Origin of the sequence: Tepidiphilus thermophilus (assembly GCF_001418245.1) — a bacterium.
Lineage (GTDB): Bacteria > Pseudomonadota > Gammaproteobacteria > Burkholderiales > Rhodocyclaceae > Tepidiphilus > Tepidiphilus succinatimandens.
Window position 1 is genome coordinate 18,847 of record NZ_LIPU01000013.1, and the last position, 18,257, is coordinate 37,103.

General features: G+C 65.9%; 15 protein-coding genes and 1 other RNA gene. 7 read left to right on the forward strand and 9 right to left on the reverse strand.

From position 1 onward, the window contains the following. Positions 1-13: 13 nt before the first annotated feature. Together serC and gyrA are read right to left on the reverse strand one after the other, a co-directional pair. The gene (gene serC / locus ASC37_RS09280) at positions 14-1,111 is read right to left on the reverse strand and encodes a 3-phosphoserine/phosphohydroxythreonine transaminase (protein ID WP_055424120.1); all 1,098 of its coding nucleotides are present in this window, start codon (positions 1,109-1,111) and stop codon (positions 14-16) included. Then, on the reverse strand, positions 1,098-3,680 hold the full coding sequence (gene gyrA, locus ASC37_RS09285; RefSeq protein WP_055424121.1) for a DNA gyrase subunit A: 2,583 nt from the start codon (positions 3,678-3,680) through the stop codon (positions 1,098-1,100). The genes serC and gyrA overlap by 14 nt, the downstream gene beginning before the upstream one ends. Positions 3,681-3,756: 76 nt before the next feature. Here gyrA and ASC37_RS09290 point away from each other — a divergent pair, with 76 nt between their 5' ends. The 7 genes from ASC37_RS09290 to ASC37_RS09310 all read left to right on the forward strand — a co-directional run bounded on the left by ASC37_RS09290 (position 3,757) and on the right by ASC37_RS09310 (position 12,323). Next, on the forward strand, positions 3,757-5,100 hold the full coding sequence (locus ASC37_RS09290; protein ID WP_055424122.1) for a TRZ/ATZ family hydrolase: 1,344 nt from the start codon (positions 3,757-3,759) through the stop codon (positions 5,098-5,100). A 77-nt stretch (positions 5,101-5,177) separates the two neighbouring features. Continuing rightward, positions 5,178-5,891 (forward strand): OmpA family protein, encoded by a 714-nt coding sequence (locus ASC37_RS09295; protein WP_055424123.1) that lies wholly within the window; start codon positions 5,178-5,180, stop codon positions 5,889-5,891. A 64-nt stretch (positions 5,892-5,955) separates the two neighbouring features. Next, positions 5,956-6,654, forward strand: a complete 699-nt coding sequence (gene ubiG / locus ASC37_RS09300; protein WP_055424124.1) for a bifunctional 2-polyprenyl-6-hydroxyphenol methylase/3-demethylubiquinol 3-O-methyltransferase UbiG — start codon at positions 5,956-5,958, stop codon at positions 6,652-6,654. A 64-nt stretch (positions 6,655-6,718) separates the two neighbouring features. Then, positions 6,719-7,089: a transfer-messenger RNA gene (ssrA, locus tag ASC37_RS11320) on the forward strand. A 265-nt stretch (positions 7,090-7,354) separates the two neighbouring features. Then, the gene (locus ASC37_RS11530) at positions 7,355-7,516 is read left to right on the forward strand and encodes a hypothetical protein (protein ID WP_156890019.1); all 162 of its coding nucleotides are present in this window, start codon (positions 7,355-7,357) and stop codon (positions 7,514-7,516) included. Between the two features lie 53 nt (positions 7,517-7,569). Continuing rightward, positions 7,570-7,767, forward strand: coding sequence for a hypothetical protein (locus ASC37_RS09305; RefSeq protein ID WP_037411672.1), 198 nt, complete (start codon positions 7,570-7,572; stop codon positions 7,765-7,767). Beyond that, the gene (locus tag ASC37_RS09310; RefSeq protein WP_055424125.1) at positions 7,767-12,323 is read left to right on the forward strand and encodes an AAA domain-containing protein; all 4,557 of its coding nucleotides are present in this window, start codon (positions 7,767-7,769) and stop codon (positions 12,321-12,323) included. The genes ASC37_RS09305 and ASC37_RS09310 overlap by 1 nt, the downstream gene beginning before the upstream one ends. Before the next feature lie 117 nt (positions 12,324-12,440). Here the strand turns inward: ASC37_RS09310 and ASC37_RS09315 are convergent, their stop codons facing one another. From ASC37_RS09315 to ASC37_RS09345, 7 genes are all read right to left on the reverse strand, one after another. Continuing rightward, positions 12,441-12,905, reverse strand: coding sequence for a hypothetical protein (locus ASC37_RS09315; protein WP_055424126.1), 465 nt, complete (start codon positions 12,903-12,905; stop codon positions 12,441-12,443). Further along, positions 12,902-13,285, reverse strand: a complete 384-nt coding sequence (locus tag ASC37_RS09320) for a hypothetical protein (protein ID WP_004869841.1) — start codon at positions 13,283-13,285, stop codon at positions 12,902-12,904. The genes ASC37_RS09315 and ASC37_RS09320 overlap by 4 nt, the downstream gene beginning before the upstream one ends. Further along, positions 13,282-14,661: a recombinase family protein gene (locus tag ASC37_RS09325; protein WP_055424127.1), complete on the reverse strand. Its 1,380-nt coding sequence runs from the start codon at positions 14,659-14,661 to the stop codon at positions 13,282-13,284. Before ASC37_RS09325 ends, ASC37_RS09320 begins: the two co-directional genes overlap by 4 nt. Continuing rightward, positions 14,658-15,104: a DUF2924 domain-containing protein gene (locus ASC37_RS09330; RefSeq protein WP_055424128.1), complete on the reverse strand. Its 447-nt coding sequence runs from the start codon at positions 15,102-15,104 to the stop codon at positions 14,658-14,660. Before ASC37_RS09330 ends, ASC37_RS09325 begins: the two co-directional genes overlap by 4 nt. Then, entirely contained in the window at positions 15,104-15,295 is a 192-nt protein-coding gene (locus ASC37_RS09335) for a hypothetical protein (protein ID WP_024890398.1), read from the reverse strand. The genes ASC37_RS09330 and ASC37_RS09335 overlap by 1 nt, the downstream gene beginning before the upstream one ends. 104 nt (positions 15,296-15,399) lie before the next feature. Beyond that, positions 15,400-17,655: a hypothetical protein gene (locus ASC37_RS09340; RefSeq protein WP_055424129.1), complete on the reverse strand. Its 2,256-nt coding sequence runs from the start codon at positions 17,653-17,655 to the stop codon at positions 15,400-15,402. A gap of 25 nt (positions 17,656-17,680) precedes the next feature. Further along, entirely contained in the window at positions 17,681-18,253 is a 573-nt protein-coding gene (locus ASC37_RS09345) for a PIN domain-containing protein (protein WP_055424130.1), read from the reverse strand. Positions 18,254-18,257: the final 4 nt, after the last annotated feature.

The following is an 18,257-nucleotide window of genomic DNA, read 5'->3' on the forward strand; positions in this document are numbered from 1 at the left end:
CCTCCCCCCTTGCTCAGGCATGCCGCACGGCAAAATCGCGCAGGAAGGCGGCGAGCGCCTCCACCCCCTCGAGCGGCATGGCGTTGTAGATGGAAGCCCGCATGCCGCCCACCATCTTGTGCCCCTTGAGGTATTTGAGCCCGGCGGCCTCGGCTTGCTGCAGGAACGTTTCGTTCAAAGACTCGTCGGCGAGACGAAAGGGCACGTTCATCCAGCTGCGCCAGCGCGGCTCGACGGCGTTGCGGTAAAAGGGCGTGGCATCGATGCACTCGTAGAGCAGACGCGCCTTGGCTTCGTTGCGCTGCGCCATCGCCGCGAGCCCGCCGAGCGATTCGAGCCACTGAAAAACCAGCCCGGCGACGTAGATGGCAAACGTGGGCGGCGTATTGAGCATCGAGCCGTTCTCGGCCATGCGGTCGTAGCGCAGCACCGGCGGCGTTCCCTCCCAGGGCGAAGCCATGAGATCGCGGCGCACGATCACGAGCGTCAGTCCCGCCGGGCCGATGTTTTTCTGCGCCCCGGCATAGATGAGGCCGAAGCGGCGCACGTCGATCGGGCGCGACAGCAGGTGCGAGGACATGTCGGCAACGAGGGGCACGCCAGAGGCTTGCAGCGCCTCGAGCTCCAGCCACTCCACGCCGTGGATCGTCTCGTTGGTGCACACATGCACGTAGCGCGCATTGGGATCGAGCGAAAGCTCCTCGGGGCGCGGCGCGCGGGTAAAGCCGCTTTCCTCGGTGGAGCCGGCCAGACGGACCCTGCCGCCGAGCACGGGCGCGATGCGCTGCGCCTCCGCGAACGCCTTCTGCGACCAGGCGCCGGTGACGACGTAATCGGCCGAGCCGCCGCCAAGCAGGTTCATGGGGATGGCGGAGAACTGCAGCGTCGCCCCGCCCTGCAGGAAGAGCACGGCGTAGTCCTCGGGAATGGAGAGCAGCTTGCGGAGATCGGCCTCCGCCCGCGCGATCACTTCTGAAAAGTGCTTGCCGCGATGGCTCACCTCGATGATGCTCGAGCCGATCCCGTGCCAGTCGAGCAGCTCCTCCTGCACCGTGCGCAGGACCGGCTCCGGCAGCATCGCCGGCCCGGCACTGAAGTTATACACCCGCATCGTCTTCCCCTTCGTCCTCGTCCCCGACCACCGGCGTACGCGCCACTTTCACCACCGTCACCAAGCGGTCGCCGTCGTCCAGCGCCATCAGCGTCACCCCTTGGGTGGAACGGCCCATCTCGCGGATGTCGTCGACCGAAGTGCGGATCAGCACCCCGTTCTGCGAAATGAGGATGATCTCATCGCCCGGCTGCACCAGGCAAGCGGCCACGAGCCGGCCGTTGCGGCGGCTGGTCTGGATGGCGATCATCCCCTTGGTGCCACGCCCGTGGCGGGTGAATTCGGCCACCGGCGTGCGCTTGCCGTAGCCCGCCTCCGTGGCCGTGAGCACCGAGCCGGACTCGTCGCGCACCACCAGCATCGACACCACCTGCTGACCGTCTTCGAGCGCCATGCCGCGCACACCGCGCGCCTCGCGCCCCATCGGCCGCACGTCGTCTTCGGCGAAGCGCACCGCCTTGCCCGCGTCGGAGAAGAGCATCACGTCGCAGGTCCCGTCGGTGAGGTCTACGCCGATGAGGCGGTCGCCGTCGTCGAGCGACAGCGCCACGATCCCGGCCTTGCGCGGATTGGCGAATGCCGACAGCGCCGTCTTCTTCACCACGCCGGAGGCGGTGGCGAAGAAGACGTAGTGCGCATCGTCGAACTCACGCACCGGCAGTACGGCCTGGATGCGCTCGTCCGGCCCCATGGGCACGAGGTTGACGATGGGCTTGCCGCGCGCACCGCGAGCCCCCTCGGGCAGCTCGAAGACGCGCAGCCAGTAGACGCGCCCGCGGCTGGAGAAGCACAGCACCCAGTCGTGGGTATTGGCCACGAACACCTGCTCGAGGAAATCTTCCTCCTTGACCGCGGCCGCTTGCTTGCCGCGCCCGCCGCGGCGCTGCGCCCGGTAGTCGTCGAGCGGCTGGCGCTTGACGTAGCCGGCGTGCGAGAGCGTGACCACCATGTCCTGTGGCGCCACCAGGTCTTCGAGGCGGATCTCGTCGGCTTCGAGCACCAGCTCGCTGCGGCGCGGATCGGCGTACTGGGCGGCGATCTGGCGCAGCTCCTCGGCGATGATGGCCGAGACGCGCTCGGGCCTGGCAAGGATGTCGAGCAGATCGGCGATGCGCTCGATCACCTCGCGGTACTCCTGCACGATCTTGTCCTGCTCGAGCCCCGTGAGGCGCTGCAGGCGCAGATCCAGGATCGCCTGTGCCTGCACTTCTGACAGGCGATAACCTTCCTCCGACCAGCCAAACTCGGCCCCCAGCCCCTCGGGACGGAAACGCCCAGCATCCTCGCCTGCGCGCGCCACCAGCTCCGCCACCACCGGCGAATGCCAGCGGCGTGCGAGCAGCGCCTCTTTCGCCGCAGCCGGCGTGGGCGAAGCCTTGATGAGCGCGACGATTTCGTCGACGTTGGAGAGCGCCACCGCCAGACCTTCCAGGATGTGCCCGCGCTCGCGCGCCTTGCGCAGCTCGAAGACGGTGCGCCGCGTCACCACCTCGCGCCGGTGCGCAAGGAAGTGTCCGACGAGGGCCTTGAGCGTGAGCGTCTGCGGCCGCCCATCGACGAGCGCCACCAGGTTCATGCCGAAGGTATCCTGCATCTGCGTGTGCTTGAAGAGCTGGTTGAGGATCACCTCGGGATGCTCGCCGCGCTTCAATTCGATGACCACGCGCATGCCGGACTTGTCCGACTCGTCGCGGATCTCGCTGATGCCCTCGATGCGCTTCTCATTGACGAGCTCGGCGATGCGCTCGAGCAGCGTCTTCTTGTTGACCTGATACGGCAGCTCGTCGACGATGATCGCCTGCCGGTCGCCGCGGCCGATCTCCTCGAAATGGGTGCGCGCCCGCATCACCACGCGGCCCCGCCCCGTACGGTAGCCCTCGCGCACCCCTTCGAGCCCGACGATGAGCCCAGCAGTAGGGAAATCCGGCGCCGGTACGTACTGCATCAGATCGTCGTCGGAGAGCTCGGGGTTTTCCAGCAACGCCAGGCACGCCCGCACCACCTCGCCGAGGTTGTGCGGCGGGATGTTGGTGGCCATGCCCACCGCGATGCCGCTCGAACCGTTGATGAGCAGATTGGGAATGCGGGAAGGCAGCACCAGCGGCTCGCGCTCGCTGCCGTCGTAGTTCGGACCGAAATCGACGGTTTCCTTGTCGATGTCGACCAGCATCTCGTGCCCGATGCGCGACATGCGGATTTCCGTGTAGCGCATGGCCGCGGGGCTGTCACCGTCGACCGAGCCGAAGTTGCCCTGACCGTCGATGAGGGGATAGCGCAGGGAAAAATCCTGCGCCATGCGCACGATGGTGTCGTAGACGGCCGTGTCGCCGTGCGGGTGGTATTTACCGATCACGTCGCCGACGATGCGCGCCGACTTCTTGTAGGGCTTGTTCCAGTCGTTGCCCAATTCGTGCATGGCGTAGAGCACGCGCCGATGCACGGGCTTCAAGCCGTCGCGCACGTCGGGCAGAGCCCGGCCGACGATGACGCTCATGGCGTAGTCGAGATAAGAGCGCCGCATCTCCTCTTCGAGGGGCACGGGCAGGGTTTCGCGGGCAAAAGAATCCATTGAGCAAAAACCGCCGTACAAATCCGTAGAATTCGCTATTTTATCACGCCGTTCAACCCCCTTCCGGAGCCCGCCGATGCCCGAGCCGACCGCGCTTCAGTCCGCCGATGCCCTCCTCCTCCCCCGCTGGTTGCTGCCGATGGAACCGGCCGGGGCACTGCTCACTGGTCACGCCGTCGCGATCCGCAGCGACAAAATCCTCGACGTAGGGCCGACCGACGCGCTGGAACGGCGCTGGCGCCCCCGCGAGCGCGTCGAGCTGCCCGAGCACGTGCTGCTGCCCGGCCTCATCAACGCGCACACGCACGCGGCCATGACCCTGCTGCGTGGCATCGGCGACGATCTCCCTTTGCGCCGCTGGCTCGAAGAGGCGATCTGGCCGCGCGAGGCGGCCCTGATGAGCGAGGAATTCGTCTACGACGGCACGCTGATCGCCGCCGCCGAGATGCTGCGCGGCGGCATCACCACCGCCGTCGACATGTACTTCTATCCCGAGGCCGCCGCGCGCGCCTTCACCACCATGGGCATGCGCTCGGTGCTCGGCATCACCGTCATCGATTTTCCTACGCCGTACGCGGCCGACGCCGACGAGGCGCTCGCCAAAGGGCTCGCCGTGCGCGACGCCTGGCGCGAGGAACCGCTCGTCTCCTTCCTGCTCGCGCCGCACGCACCCTATTCGGTGGGCGATGCGGCGCTTGAGCGCATCGCCACCCTCGCCGCCCAGCTCGACCTGCCGGTGCAGATCCACCTGCTCGAAACGGCGCAGGAGCGGGAAGAATCACACGCACGCCACGGCGAGACCCCCCTGGAGCGGCTCGACCGCCTCGGCCTGCTGGGACCGGGGCTCGTCGGCGTGCACGCGGTGCACCTCACCGAGAGCGAAATCGCGCTGCTGGCCGAGCGCGGCGTAGCCCTCGTGCACTGCCCCACCTCCAACATGAAACTTGCCAGCGGCATCGCCGCCGTACCCCAGTGGCTCGATGCCGGCATCGCCGTCGGCCTGGGCACCGACGGGGCGGCGAGCAACAACCGGCTCGACCTCTTTCAGGAGATTCGCCACGCGGCCTTGCTCGCCAAGGTCAGCCAAGGACGCGCCGAAGTACTACCCGCGATACAGGCGCTGGAACTGGCCACCATCGGCGCCGCCCGCGCCCTCGGGCTGGATGCACGCCTCGGCTCGATCCGCCCGGGCAAGGCCGCCGATCTCACCGCCGTGGCGCTCGACGCCGTCGAAACCCAGCCCTGCTACGACCCCTGCTCACATCTCGTCTTCGTCGCCGGACGCGAGCACGTCAGCGACGTCTGGGTCGCTGGCCGGCGGCGCGTGGCCAACGGCCAACTTCTGTTGCAAGAAAGCAACAGCCATTTGACCGCTTTGGCGCAAAACTGGCGACAGCGGATTCAGTTGCAAACCCGCTGAAAAAGTGCTTGTATAATGAACTCAAGGATGCAATCCCAGACCTTGTCCCAACCGTTTTCACAAGAAAGGATGCTGCCATGACTAAAAACACCCGCCTCAAGCTGCTCGCCGTGCTCGGAACGCTCGGTTTCTCCATGAGCGCGATGTCCGCCGACGTCGTCGTCGATCCGAAAGGCGTCGTTCCCTACGTCACCGACTCCCGCAACGTCGTCGTCACCTCGGGTTCCGGCCTGTGCGTGCAGGCAGGCGCCAGCTGGTCGCCCGCAGCCGCCGAACAGGCCAAGGACGCCAGCGGCAAACCGCTCGCCTGCAGCTGCGATCCCGACCTGATCGCCAAAGAAAAATGCGAACCGCCCAAGCCGGCCGCTCCGGTCGCGCGTCCCGCGCCGAAACCTGCCGAGCAGAAAGTCAAGCTCGCGGCCGACACCCTCTTCGACTTCGACAAGGCCACCCTGCGCCCCGAAGGCAAGGCCAAGCTCGACGAAATCGTCTCGCAACTCGGCAAATACAACGTCGAAGTCATCCTCGCCGTCGGCCATACCGACCGTATCGGCAGCGATGCCTACAACCAGAAACTCTCCGAGCGCCGCGCCGACGCCGTCAAGAAATACCTGATCAGCAAAGGCGTGCCGGCCAACCGCGTCTACACGGAAGGCAAGGGCGAGAAAATGCCCGTCACTGGCGACAAGTGCAAAAACATGGGCCCGGAAAACCGCCGCAACAAGAAACTCATCGACTGCCTGCAACCCGACCGTCGCGTCGAAATCCAGGTCATCGGCACCGACAAGTAATTCTGGTCATCCGATGTCTGCGAAAAACCCCGCCATGGCGGGGTTTTTCTTTGGAGAAACTGCTATGACGAACGTCGACCCGCTGGAACTCGCCAAATTCGACGAGCACGCCCACCACTGGTGGGATCCGACGAGCGAATTCCGCCCGCTGCACGAGATCAATCCGCTGCGGCTCTCCTGGATCGAGTCGCACGTCACCCTTGCCGGCAAACGCGTGCTCGACGTCGGCTGCGGCGGCGGCATCCTCTCCGAAGGAATGGCGCAGCGCGGCGCCAAGGTCACCGGCATCGATCTCTCCGCTGCCGCCCTCGACGTCGCCAAGCTCCATCTCCTGGAATCCGGCCTATCGGTGGACTACCGCCTAGAGAGCGCAGAGGACCACGCCGAAGCACATCCCGGTGCCTACGAGGTCGTCACCTGCATGGAGCTGCTCGAGCACGTCCCCGACCCCGAATCCATCGTCGCCGCCTGCGCCGCGACGCTCGCCCCCGGCGGCTGGGCCTTCTTCGCCACGATCAACCGCACGCCCAAAGCCTACCTGCACGCCATCCTGGGGGCGGAATATCTGCTGAGGCTGCTGCCGCGCGGCACCCACGACTTCGGAAAATTCATCCGCCCCGCCGAACTCGCCCGCTGGGCGCGATCGCACGGGCTCGAACCGGTCGCCCTCAAGGGGCTGGGCTACAACCCGCTCACGAAAACCTATCGCCTGATCGACGAAACCGCGGTAAACTACCTGCTCGCCGCCCGCAAGGCGACGTGAAAAAAGTGCACCCACCGGCGGAACTTTTCCGCCCTGCGATGCACTAATACCTTGCAAACCCAATGGGGCCGTACCTGGCTTCGACGGGGGTCGCAAAGCAGCACAGCGCATACCGAGGACCAGTCCCCTCGTAAATCCACTGGAAAGCAAACAAACGCCAACGACGAGCGTTTCGCTCTCGCCGCCTGAGGGCGGCGAGCGCTGCACCGGCTGGCCTCTGGGCCGGATGATGGCGTAAGCCATCTCGCAGCGTCATTCACAGAGGCTCGTCCCCGGGTCGGGCCGCTTGGCTCGGGGCCTAAAACCAAGGCGGCTCGCGTCGGTGCGGTGAGCCTACCCACCCACACCGGCGCTAAATTCAAACGGTAGGCTAAGTATGTAGACCTGGCTGTAGAGGGCTTCCGGACGGGGGTTCGACTCCCCCCGGCTCCACCAATACCCCAAGGCCAACCGATCTCGGTTGGCCTTTTTTCATGCCCGCAACGCCAGTATTGGCGCGGTTTCCGGGCGGCGCCTTGCGGACGCGCGCGCCGTCCGAGCGCCGTTTCCGCCCCGACAGCGCCTCTCTGTTCTCGGTTTTTCTCTGCGGCCCGTGGTGGGAACCAGAGGCCACCTCCTTGTCTGACAAGGACTTAGAGACCCCGGGTTGCGGTCGGAGACTGCCTTGCAACGGCGACCGAAGTAAGTGGGTGAGCCCGACGTGAAAAAGACCCCTTCCGCGCTCAAGTGGCTCGCCGAGAGGCGCGCCCGCACGGCCCGCGACTTGGCGCAAAACCTGCGCTTTCTGCAGCGCGTGCAACACGAGATCAAGACGCTCGAACTCGGCCTCGAGAGTTTCTTCCCCAACTCTTCCCGTCATTGACGAACGCACGTCTTCAGGGCAATACTTTTGCAACACCGAATGGGACCAAAGCGATGCCGCGAGTCAGACGCAAGACCGAAGTCGCGACCATCAAACTCACGCCTGAAGTCAGGCGTGCATGGGTGGCCGCCGCCGAGGCCGAGCGCCGCTCGTTGGCCAACGTGTTCGAGGTCGCCATCCTCGAGTACGTCAAGCGCCACCACATAGCCGTGCCCGCTGCCGTCAAAGAAGAACAGCCCAGGGAAGACTGATGCCGACGACCCCGCAACACGGTTTGCTTACACGCCTGCTCGATTACATCGTCGAGCAGGGCAAGGAGATCGACCCCAGGGCCTACGTTCTCACGGGCGCCTCCGACTTCAGGCGTTTCCCAAAGGACCTGTCCGGGCTGCCCGGCGTCGACCTCGATCGCAAGGTCGAAGGCGACCACATCTGGCTGCAGGTTGCGCGCCTCGCGTCCACCTCGCCACCTGCTCCTGACGAGGAGGCGCGGCCCTATATCACCTATTCCGACGATCCGAGCGGGCCCGTGCCGACCCTCAACGAGCAGGCGCTGCAACATCGATTCGCAGCTGACAGACGTACGATGAGTGAGGAGGTCGCGGCCACTCGCGACAAGCATCGCCGCGAGCGCGTCACGAGAGCCTTGACGGACTACATACCGCTTTGGCAGGCCTGGGCCGAAGGGGAGAAACCCCGGCGCCGCACCATCGCACTCTATGGCGATCTCTTCATGCTCAAGGGTCGGCTCGAAGCCGAGGAGACCTCCAACCCATGGGAACTGGTTTGGGGCATGGGCGTGTCGGCCTGGAAGTTCACCGGCACGCGCACGGAGGACGGAAACGGCAAGGGCGTCAGCGTCGACTACCAGTACCCGCTGCTGACACAAGTCGTCGAGATTGACCTCGACCCCCAGACGCACACGATTTCGGTGCGCCCCAGGGCCGTGGCCCCGCGCCTGGAGTTCGACGCCTTTGGCGCCTGTCAAGTCATGGGAGCGGCCGAAGTCGAGAAGCAGGCCAAGGTGCTCCTGGAGAGCGACTCGGAACGCACGCTCACGCCGTTCGACATCGGCAGCTTCGAGCCCATCTTGAAGCTCGTCGCCGGAAGCCTCGACAAGGCGGGGCGCTACGACCCGGCCTATCAAGACTTACCCACTCCGTCCGACCAACTGCTCGTCACGGCCGGATGGGTGTTGTTCGTTCGTCCGCGCTCGGCCAACTTCCTGGTCGAGGACATCCGTCGTCTAAAAGCACGCCTGCAAGCAGGCGATGCGATACCTGCCGGCCCTGCTTGCCTCGTGACGCCGCCCTCTGATGAGGTCGTCAAGTACGAGGCCATCTCGTTTCGAGGCCTATGCAGCGGCAGCAGTGCCAAGGGTGAGCCGCGCGAACTCTACTTCCCGCTGCCCTATAACCAAGAGCAGGAGACCATCGTCGAGATGCTCGAGCGCGCTCCTGGCGTCTGCGTCCAAGGGCCGCCAGGCACCGGCAAAACGCACACGATCGCCAACATCATCTGTCACTACCTCGCCACTGGGCGCAAGGTGCTGGTGACATCCAAGGGCGAGCATGCGTTGTCCGTGCTGCAGGAGAAGATCCCGGAGGACGTGCGGCCACTGACAGTGGCGCTGCTTTCAGGCGACAAGGAAGGGATGCGGCAGTTCCAGGCCTCCATCGAGGCCATCATCCACAACCTGTCGCAGCTCAACACACGCGCCATACAAGACGAGATTGAGCGCTGCAAGCAGCTGATCGACGCCGCACACGCCGAGATCGCCCGTATCGACAAGCGCGTTGACCAGATTGCCGTTCAGCAGTTGGCGGGCATCGAGGTCGATGGCGTGCAGATGCGCGCGCAGAAGATGGCCGAGCTGGTCGTCTGCGGCCAACAACAGCACGACTGGTTCGACGACGATCTGACGCTATTGCCGGAGCACGCCCCGCCCCTGAGCGACGCCGAGGCACAGACGCTCAGAGATGCCCGCCGCCGACTGGGAACCGACCTCATCTACGTCTCTTCACGGCTGCCCTCGAGCTTCGGGCTCTTGCCTACCGAAGAGGTGGCCAAGCTGCACGACGCTCTCGTGGGTATTCGCGAAATCGATGGTGCTGAGGCCGACGGCGAATTGCTGGCGCTGCGTGCCTTGACGCCCGAGGTGCTCGATGAAGCCCGCCGCATGCTCGCGGCAGTCGACCAGGTGCTCAAGATCGTGCACCACCTGGAAGAATTGGAGAGCCCCTGGGTCTTCGATCTGCGAGCCAAGTGCCGACGCCCGGACTTCGCCAGCGAACAGGAGGCGCTGAAGGCACTGCTGGCCGAGGTCGACGAACTGGTGCAGGCTCGCGCGGCATTCCTGCAGCGGCCTGTGGCGTTGCCCGCCGAAGCATTGGGCAACCCGAAGGTCATCCAAGCCATCGAGCGGGCGCGCGAGACGGGAAAGCCCTTCGGGTTGATGAGCTTTGGCAACGGTGATGCGAAGGAACAGGTGGGTGCCATCCGCGTGTCCGGACTACCGCCCCAAGCAGTCGAGGATTGGGTACATGTGCATCGCTATGTGCGATTGCACGAGAGGGTACTGTCGTTCTCCGTGCGATGGAATCAGTTCGCGCAGGAACTCTCGGTGCCTGAGGTCAAGGCTGACGTAGAGGCGCTGCGTTCGACCGAGCGGATTGCGCTCGCGGCGAAACTGGCGCACGAACTGGCGATCGCCCACGACGCCAATCTGCCTCGCATGGCCGAGAAGGTGTTTCGCGAGCCGCCGAAGAACGAACTCCTTGGCGGCTCGTCTCAACTGCAGACGGTGCGCGAACATCTACGCCGCCACCTCACGCGCGCCGAGCTCGCGACTGCCGCCGCGCAGCTCGCCATTCTCCAGGAGAAGCTCGCCGGCACTTCGGGGCCGGTGGTCGAGCGGCTGCGCGCGTTCATCGACTCGCAGCTCGGCAATCCCGAAGTCGCCACCGAGCGCATCGTGGCGCAGTATGCGGAGATCATCGGTGAGATCAAGCGCGTCGAGTCGCTGTCGTCGAGCCTGGCAACCGTCAACGACCTGTGTACGCGCATCGAGCGCGCCGGGGCGATGAAGTGGGCAGCCCGCCTGCGTTCTCAAGTACTCCCGCCCACCGGCGACGACGAGGTGTTGCCTGTCTCATGGCGCGATGCCTGGAACTGGGCGCGCATCAAGAACCACCTCGCAACCATCGAAGCCCGCGATGAACTCCTGACGCTCGCACAACGCCGCCGCGACCTCGAGAGAGTGCTCGCTCAGCAGTACGAGCAGTTGGTGGCCAAGTCGGCGTGGCTTGAGACAAAGGCCCAGGCATCAGCCAGGGTGCTATCCGCCCTGGAGAGCTACCGTGTGGCCATCCGGAGGATCGGCCAAGGCACCGGGCCCAACGCCACCCGCTATCGACGCGACGCACAAAAGGCGATGCTCGACGCTCAAGGCGCCATTCCCTGCTGGATCATGAGTCATGCCAAGGTCTCCGAGAGCATGCCGGCCCAGCTCGGTGTCTTTGACCTAGTCATCGTGGACGAAGCCAGCCAGTCCGACCTCTGGGCATTACCAGCGGTGCTACGTGGCAAGAAGATCCTGGTGGTGGGCGACGACAAGCAAGTATCACCGAGTGGTGGCTTCATCTCGGCAGCCAAGATCGCAACGCTCCGAGAGCGCTTCCTCTCTGACCAACCTTACGGGCGGGACCTGACTCCTGAGAAGTCGCTGTACGACATCGCGTCCACCGTCTTTGCGGCCGAGCGCGTGATGCTCGCGGAGCACTTCCGTTGCGTGCAGCCCATCATCGCCTACAGCAACAAGACCTTCTACAAGAACCAGATTCGACCCCTTCGCGTGCCCAAGGCCTCTGAGCGCATCGACCCACCGCTCGTGGACGTATTCATTGAGCATGGGGTGCGGGACAACCGGGACGTCAACCGGATGGAGGCCGAGTTCATCGCAGCTGAGATCGAGGCCATCCTGCGTAACCCCAAGCTGCGCAATCGCACGATCGGGGTCGTGTCGCTCTTGGGGCCAGAGCAGGCCAAGTTCATCCACAACTTGGTGGTCAGCCGGGTGGACCTGGCCGAACTCGATCGCCGAAAGTTCGCCTGCGGCGACGCCTACGTGTTCCAGGGCAGCGAGCGCGACATCATGTTCCTGAGCATGGTGGCCGACGCCACCCGCCATCACGCGCTCTCCGGACAGATCTTCGAGCAGCGATTCAACGTCGCCGCCAGCCGTGCCCGCGACCGTATGTACCTCGTACGCTCAGTCAAGCTCGGTGAGCTGTCGATGACGGACGTCCGGCGCACGCTCGTCGAACACTTCACCATGCCGCTGGAGGGCGGCGAGGAGGAAACGAGCCTCGTCGACCTGTGTGAGTCTGGTTTCGAGCGCGACGTGTATTCGTCGCTCGTCGATCTCGGCTATCGCGTCACGCCTCAGGTCAAGGTTGGTGCCTACCGCATCGACATGGTGGTGGAGGGAGCGAACGACACGCGCCTTGCTATCGAATGTGACGGCGACGAGTTCCACGGGCCGGACCGCTGGCCGGCAGACATGCAGCGCCAGCGCATACTCGAGCGCGCTGGCTGGGTCTTTTGGCGGTGCTTTGCGTCGACGTGGTCGCTGCGTAAGGACGAGGTGCTAGCCGAACTCAAGGCACGGCTACATGCAATGGGCATCGAGCCGCTTGGGGCTCTGGAGCGCATACCGTCGGTTGTCGAGAGTCGCGTGTGGTCGATGCCGAGTGCAGTTGCCGGCAGTTCGGTTGCAGATGAGGCTGGCGACGCGGTTGCGGTGTAGCGATGACTGGGCTTTCTCGCAATGCTCGCTGCCCTTGCTAAACAGGCAACAAGTACGCACTGCTGCTTGGGCAAACTCGATTGGGATATTCGTCCCGCCGACTGGTTCAAGATCGCCTCAGTCAAGCAACCGCACCTGCTCGCGCCAGCCGTAAGGCCAGGGGCGGCCCAGCACCTTCTCGACGGCGAGGTCGGGCGATCCGATCAGCCGCTCGACCACCTCGGGCGCGAGCAGCGTCAGCCGCATCAGGCGATGCACTTTGGATACATCCAGCCCTTCGGCCTGGGCGATCTCGGCCGCCGACGCCACCCGCCCCTCATGGAGCAGCCGTTGCCAGTGGTGCGCCAGCCCGAGCGCGCGCATCAACGCCGTGTCCTTGGCCTCGGTGCGCGCCGGGCCGGCCCACGTCGAGTGAACCTCCACACCTTTCGGTGCGCCGGGCGGCGCGATCACCGCGCGCCGGATGCAGCGCTGCACCAGCCGCCAGGGCACGAAGGTTTCCAGTTTCACGCCGCCCGCCGGCGTCGGCAGTTTCTGGGTGACCGGCGCTCCCTCGATGCGTCCCCGGTGCTTCGTGCTCACGCTTTCTCCTCGAAGCGCCGCACGATCTCGCGCTGGGCCGCCCAGTCCACCGGCAGCGGGTGGCGCTGGAACCAGATCAGGCTCATCCGGCGTGGCTGCCGCCCGGCCATCAGCATCTCGACGATGTCGGGCGCGAGCAGCGTCAGGCGCAGCAGCTCGTTGACCACGGAGTGGTGCAGCCCTTCGGCGCGCGCGATGGCCGAGCCGCTGGGCATCGCGCCGCTGTCTAGCAGCCGTTGCCAGTGGAAGGCCCGTGCCATCCCTTCGATGAGCGTGCTGTCGTGCGCGTCCCGGTCCTCGGCCTGGTGCTGGACCAGCCGGCGCACGCCGCGCCGCCGCAGGGTCAGCGGCACGAAGGTCTCGAGCGTCCCGTCCTTCATGCCTCGACCTCCAGCAGCTCGGCGCCGATGCTCCTGGGCGCGAACTCGCCGATCAAGGCGTCCCAGCCCAGTTCGCGCCACTTCACCCGGATGCCCTGCATCTCGTCGGTGTGGACGAGATCGATGCGCTCGATCATCAGGTTGGCGATGCGGTGCTGCTCAACCGGGAAGAGCTGATCCCACACGTCGTTGAGGCGCCCCATCGCCATCACGACCGTGGTCTCGTCGATCGGCACGCCCTGGCGTTGGATGTGGCGCACGACGGCGGCGATGGATTCGGGGCTGGTCAGCACGGTGCGGATCTGGGCCACGACCGCCGCCTCGATCTCGCGGGCGGGCAGGCGCTCGTAGCTCTTGCCCGGCGCGCCGAAGGGGCTCTCGGACTTGGAGACGTAGTACTGGTACTTGCGGCCGTTCTTGCGCGAGTACGTGGGGTACATGCGTTCGCCCGTCGGCGCGTACAGCAGCCCCCGCAGCAGCGCGTCGTTGCGCGAGCGGATCTTGGTCTCCACCGACCGCGCGTGGCTGTCGCGGGCCAGCACGACGTGGACCTGGTCCCACAGCTCGCGCTTGATGATCGGCTCGTGTACGCCGGGGTACCACTGGCCCCGGTTCGACAACTCCCCGAGGTATATGCGGTTGCGCAGCACCTTGTGGATGTACTTCTTGTCGATGCGCGTGCCGGTCCGCACCCGCCCGTCCTGCGTCGTCCACGCCTTGGTCGTGATGCCCTCGGCGGTCAGGCGCGCTGCGATCTGCGTGGGTGAGCCAATGGTCAACATCTCCTCGAAGATGCGGCGCACCACCGCCGCCTCGGCGGGGTTGACCACCAACTGGCGGTTGACCACGTCGTAGCCGATGGTGGGCACGCCGCCCATCCACAGCCCCTTCTTCTTGGCCGCGGCGATCTTGTCGCGGATGCGCTCGCCCGTGACCTCGCGCTCGAACTGGGCGAAGGACAGCAGGATGTTGAGCGTGAGCCGCCCCATCGAGGTCGTGGTGTTGAACTGCTGCGTGACCGAGACGAAGGACACGCCGTGGCGCTCGAACACCTCGACCATCTTGGAGAAGTCGGCGAGGCTCCTCGTCAGGCGGTCGATCTTGTAGACCACCACGATGTCGATCAGCCCGCGCTGGATATCGGCCATCAGGCGCTTCAAGGCCGGGCGCTCGGTGTTGCCGCCGGAGTAGCCGGGGTCGTCGTAGTCGTCGGCCACCGCAATCCATCCCTCGGCGCGCTGGCTGGCGATGAAGGCGTGCCCGGCTTCCTTTTGCGCATCGATGGAGTTGAACTCCTGGTCGAGCCGCTCGTCCGACGACACCCGGCAGTAGACCGCACAGCGCTTGCGCGCCTTGGTGGAGGCGATTTCCGTCATCGGGCGCCTCCCTTCAGGCCGAAGAACAGCGGGCCGCTCCAATGCTGGCCGGTGATGTGCCGCGCCACGGCGGTCAGGCTCTTGAAGCGGCGGCCTTCGTATTCGAAGTGACCATCGGCGTCAACCGTCACCCGGTGCTCGCGCTCGCCCCATTCGCGTAGCAGCACGGTGCCCGGTGCGAAGTCGAACTTGCGCGGGCGCGCGCGCAGTTTGATCTTGGAGTGCTTCGCGCCGATGGCCTCAAGGCGCTGGCGCGTTTCGGGTGCGAGTCCGCCGAAGGCTTCTTCCTGCAGCTTGTAGGCGATACGGGATTCGACATGGGTGCGGTTCGGAAACTCCGGGCGCCGCTCGAAGTACCGATCCCAGAGCACCCAGAGTTCGGCCATCGGCAGGTGACTCAGCTCGGCGATCCGCGCCGCGACGGAAGCTTGTTTCTCGTTCATCACAACTTCTCCTGTTGAGAGGGGGTTGTATGAACGCGCTGGTCGGGCAAGAAGCCAAGGCGAACCGCGCTCTGTTCCAGCCCGGAAGACCCGAGGGTACGGACGATGGCGGCCGCAAGGATGGTGGTGATTTCGCCAGCACGGGCGCTGGCGCTCATCTCTGCCGGAGATGCAAGTTCGAGGTTTCTCATGACGGCTCCAGGGAATCGAAACCGCCAGGGATGATGTGCGCAGATTTCCGAAGCGGATCGCAACGCCGATCAATCGGCGCGGCGCGCTGACGCCTCAACGGCGGTCAGACGTCTTCGGTGACTGCTTCGATCGCAGCGCTGCGCGTGTCGCTGTCATCGACGATCACTCGATCGAGTGGGGTCAGCTTCAGCTGCCACGCCCGCGTGCCTGGGACCCTTTCGAGATAGTCGCGCCAGGGCGAGTGCTTGCCGGTGAAGAGGTTGGCCGGAGACGTGCAGCCCGTGCCGGCCATCAGCGCCTTCGTGTTGACGTGGGGCGTTCCTGCGGCCCAGGCCTCCACCAGCCGCTGCAAGACGGCGATCCTTGCTTTGCCCGTGACCCGCCACGGCGCCTTGCCCGGAAGGTACAGCGTCGCCGCGTGACCATCGGGGGCGACCTTGAGCGTCACCGTCGACCCGCCCATGGCCGCCAGTTGCCCGTGGCGATAGGCCACCTTCAGCCGGTCCAGGTCGATGGCGCTGCCGTTGCCCGCATCGGCGAGCACATCCTCGATGGGAATGACGACATTGGTGCCGGCGAATGGCAGCGGCGTCGAGGTCGTCGTCAACACCACGCCCGCCACCGGGCGCGGACGAAGCCTCAGCGCAGCGTCGACTTTCGCGTACGCGCGCTCGTGGGACATCCTGGAGGCGAAGTACAGCGCCACGGCATGGCCGTCGATGTCGATCTCGCCAAGGAACACCGGCTCGTCGTCGAAGTGCCGACTGCGGGGTCCTTTCAAGGCCGATCCCAGCGCCGTGATCAATTCCTCGCGCAACCAGTCCAGCTGCACCTTCCAGCGCCGGGCGAGACGGGCCGGCATGACCACGTCGTTGCCCGTCAGAGGATCGCGGTAGCGCACGGTGTCGGCATCGGCGCAGCGTTCGAGCACCACCTTCATCGGCTCGCCTTCGTCGACGGGGACCGACAGCTCGGCGATGCGCTCGCCTTCGATGAGGATGCCTTCGTCCTGCAGCCGCTCGATGTCGATGCCGAGCTTATGCAGTGCGAAGCCGTCCATCGGGCTGCTGGCGCTCTCCAGAAGCCGGGCCACCTGCGCGATCAGGCTCGGATCGTCCCGCCCGCAGCCCGGGTGCAGCGGTTTGCGCACCCCCAGGGCCTCGAGCAGTTGCATCCCGGCGCGGCGCAGGCGTTGGTCTTTCTCGCCAGCCAGGCTGCAGCGACCGGGCTCGGCCAGCACGATGGCCAGCGGGGTGGCCGCCGTCTCCCCCTCGAACACCAGTTCGGCCACCAGGGTCACACCGAGCAAGGCACCAGGCTGCGCGAAGGGGTGGTTGCCCCAGCGCTCGTCGATCACCTCGTGCAGTTCTGCGCCGCTGTCGATGTGCAGCGTGACGGCGTCCGTGGCATGCCCAAGCAAAGCCTTGGCTTCGGTCAGATACAGCCGCTCGATGCGGCCCCCGTCGATGCGCGGCTTGGTGTCCTTCAGTGGCCGCGCAAAGCGCGACAGGTCGTAGCGCGAGCGGTCCAGCGGACGGTTCGACAAGGGGGCCTTGAAGCCGTGCCGGGACAGCACGTTGGCCAGCGGCGCACGGGTGCCCAGCGTCGGGGCAAAGACTTCGACGAGCCCACGATGAGGCGCGTAGATGAGGGTGGCGTCGCGCGCCGGGAAGTAGAAGAAGCTCTTGCGCTGGCGGTTGCGCATCTCCACCGCGGCCACCTGATCGCCGGCGAAACGCACCACGAGGTAGTGTGTCGCCTGGGTCTGGCCTTGCCGGTTCGGCTCCTCCATGGCCACGTGGATGACCTCGCAGGGCTCGGCCAGCCGCATCGCCTCGGTGAGTTGCGCTTCCAGCCGGTCCTTGACCTCATCGTTCCACAGGAAGGGCGGCGCCTCGCCAGGCACGTCGAACGCGTCGTGCAGGCGTTTGAGCCCCTTCAGGTCCTGGGTGTTGACGATGGACTCGGCAGTGTCGAAGAGCTTGATCGAGGCCTCGCTGTGCGTGCGCATCCACACCGCGCGACCGACCTCGCCGCCTTCTTGCGCACGAAACCGTGCGAGCAGGTCCTCGTCGTAGAGCTGCTCGGCGACGGTGGCGAGGATGGCGGCCCCGCGTGCGGTGCTCAGGCGCAGCACCCGCAAGGCTTCGCGCTCGGCCGGATCGCGCTGCTCCTTGCGCAGGTGCTTGATGTGCTCGATGAGGGCAGCGCTCAGCCCCTCGTCGGGCTGCGTCCAATCAAACCCGCGCTGCAGTCCCAGGCACTCGGGCAGGCCGGCGAACAGCTTGAGGACTGAGGCCGGCACGCGCTCGACCAGCTCCAGCAGACAGTGTGCGTTGGTCAGGGTCTTCTTGCCCATGCTCCCTCCGATACAGCGCGGTGCCTCACATGGCCATGACCCATGGGCGCATCACCGCCACCGATTGCGTCAGCCCCTGCGCCAGCAGGGTGTCCAGGTAGTCGTCCGCCGACTTGGGCGGGTTCTTCAGACTGCGGCGGTGGCGGGCGACTGCTTCGAGCACGCCGGCCGGGTGCAGATCCAGCAGATCGACGATGAAGTCGTCCGGATGCTGCGCCGCGAGGTTGTAGGGCTTGAGCGCCTCGGGCGGGAAGTCCTTGAGGTTGAAGGTCACGATGAGGCTGGCGCCGGCGTGGATGGCGGCCGCCACCACATGGCGGTCGCTGGGGTCGGGCAACTCGATCGAGGCAATCAGGTACTCGAAGCCGGTGACCAGGCAGTCGCGGACGTGGGCGTTCATCAGCCGCCGCGTGCGCTCGAGTTGCTCGGCAGTCAGATCGGGACGGCTGGCCAGCACGTGGCGCATCCACTCGTCGTGAATCATGTCGCTCCAGCGCGCCCGGTACAGGTCCGACAGCGCCAGATGCATCAGCAGGTCGCGCAGGGGCGCGGGATAGAGCACGCAGGCGTCGTAGACGACGGTGAAGTGCGAGCTCATCCGC

Excerpts from the sequence above, each read along its gene's own strand:
- serC (WP_055424120.1), bottom strand. The coding sequence starts at position 1,111 with ATGCGGGTGTATAACTTCAGTGCCGGGCCGGCGATGCTGCCGGAGCCG.
- gyrA (WP_055424121.1), bottom strand. The coding sequence starts at position 3,680 with ATGGATTCTTTTGCCCGCGAAACCCTGCCCGTGCCCCTCGAAGAGGAG.
- ASC37_RS09290 (WP_055424122.1), top strand. The coding sequence starts at position 3,757 with ATGCCCGAGCCGACCGCGCTTCAGTCCGCCGATGCCCTCCTCCTCCCC.
- ASC37_RS09295 (WP_055424123.1), top strand. The coding sequence starts at position 5,178 with ATGACTAAAAACACCCGCCTCAAGCTGCTCGCCGTGCTCGGAACGCTC.
- ubiG (WP_055424124.1), top strand. The coding sequence starts at position 5,956 with ATGACGAACGTCGACCCGCTGGAACTCGCCAAATTCGACGAGCACGCC.
- ASC37_RS09305 (WP_037411672.1), top strand. The coding sequence starts at position 7,570 with ATGCCGCGAGTCAGACGCAAGACCGAAGTCGCGACCATCAAACTCACG.
- ASC37_RS09310 (WP_055424125.1), top strand. The coding sequence starts at position 7,767 with ATGCCGACGACCCCGCAACACGGTTTGCTTACACGCCTGCTCGATTAC.
- ASC37_RS09320 (WP_004869841.1), bottom strand. The coding sequence starts at position 13,285 with ATGAAGGACGGGACGCTCGAGACCTTCGTGCCGCTGACCCTGCGGCGG.
- ASC37_RS09325 (WP_055424127.1), bottom strand. The coding sequence starts at position 14,661 with ATGACGGAAATCGCCTCCACCAAGGCGCGCAAGCGCTGTGCGGTCTAC.
- ASC37_RS09330 (WP_055424128.1), bottom strand. The coding sequence starts at position 15,104 with ATGAACGAGAAACAAGCTTCCGTCGCGGCGCGGATCGCCGAGCTGAGT.
- ASC37_RS09335 (WP_024890398.1), bottom strand. The coding sequence starts at position 15,295 with ATGAGAAACCTCGAACTTGCATCTCCGGCAGAGATGAGCGCCAGCGCC.
- ASC37_RS09340 (WP_055424129.1), bottom strand. The coding sequence starts at position 17,655 with ATGGGCAAGAAGACCCTGACCAACGCACACTGTCTGCTGGAGCTGGTC.
- ASC37_RS09345 (WP_055424130.1), bottom strand. The coding sequence starts at position 18,253 with ATGAGCTCGCACTTCACCGTCGTCTACGACGCCTGCGTGCTCTATCCC.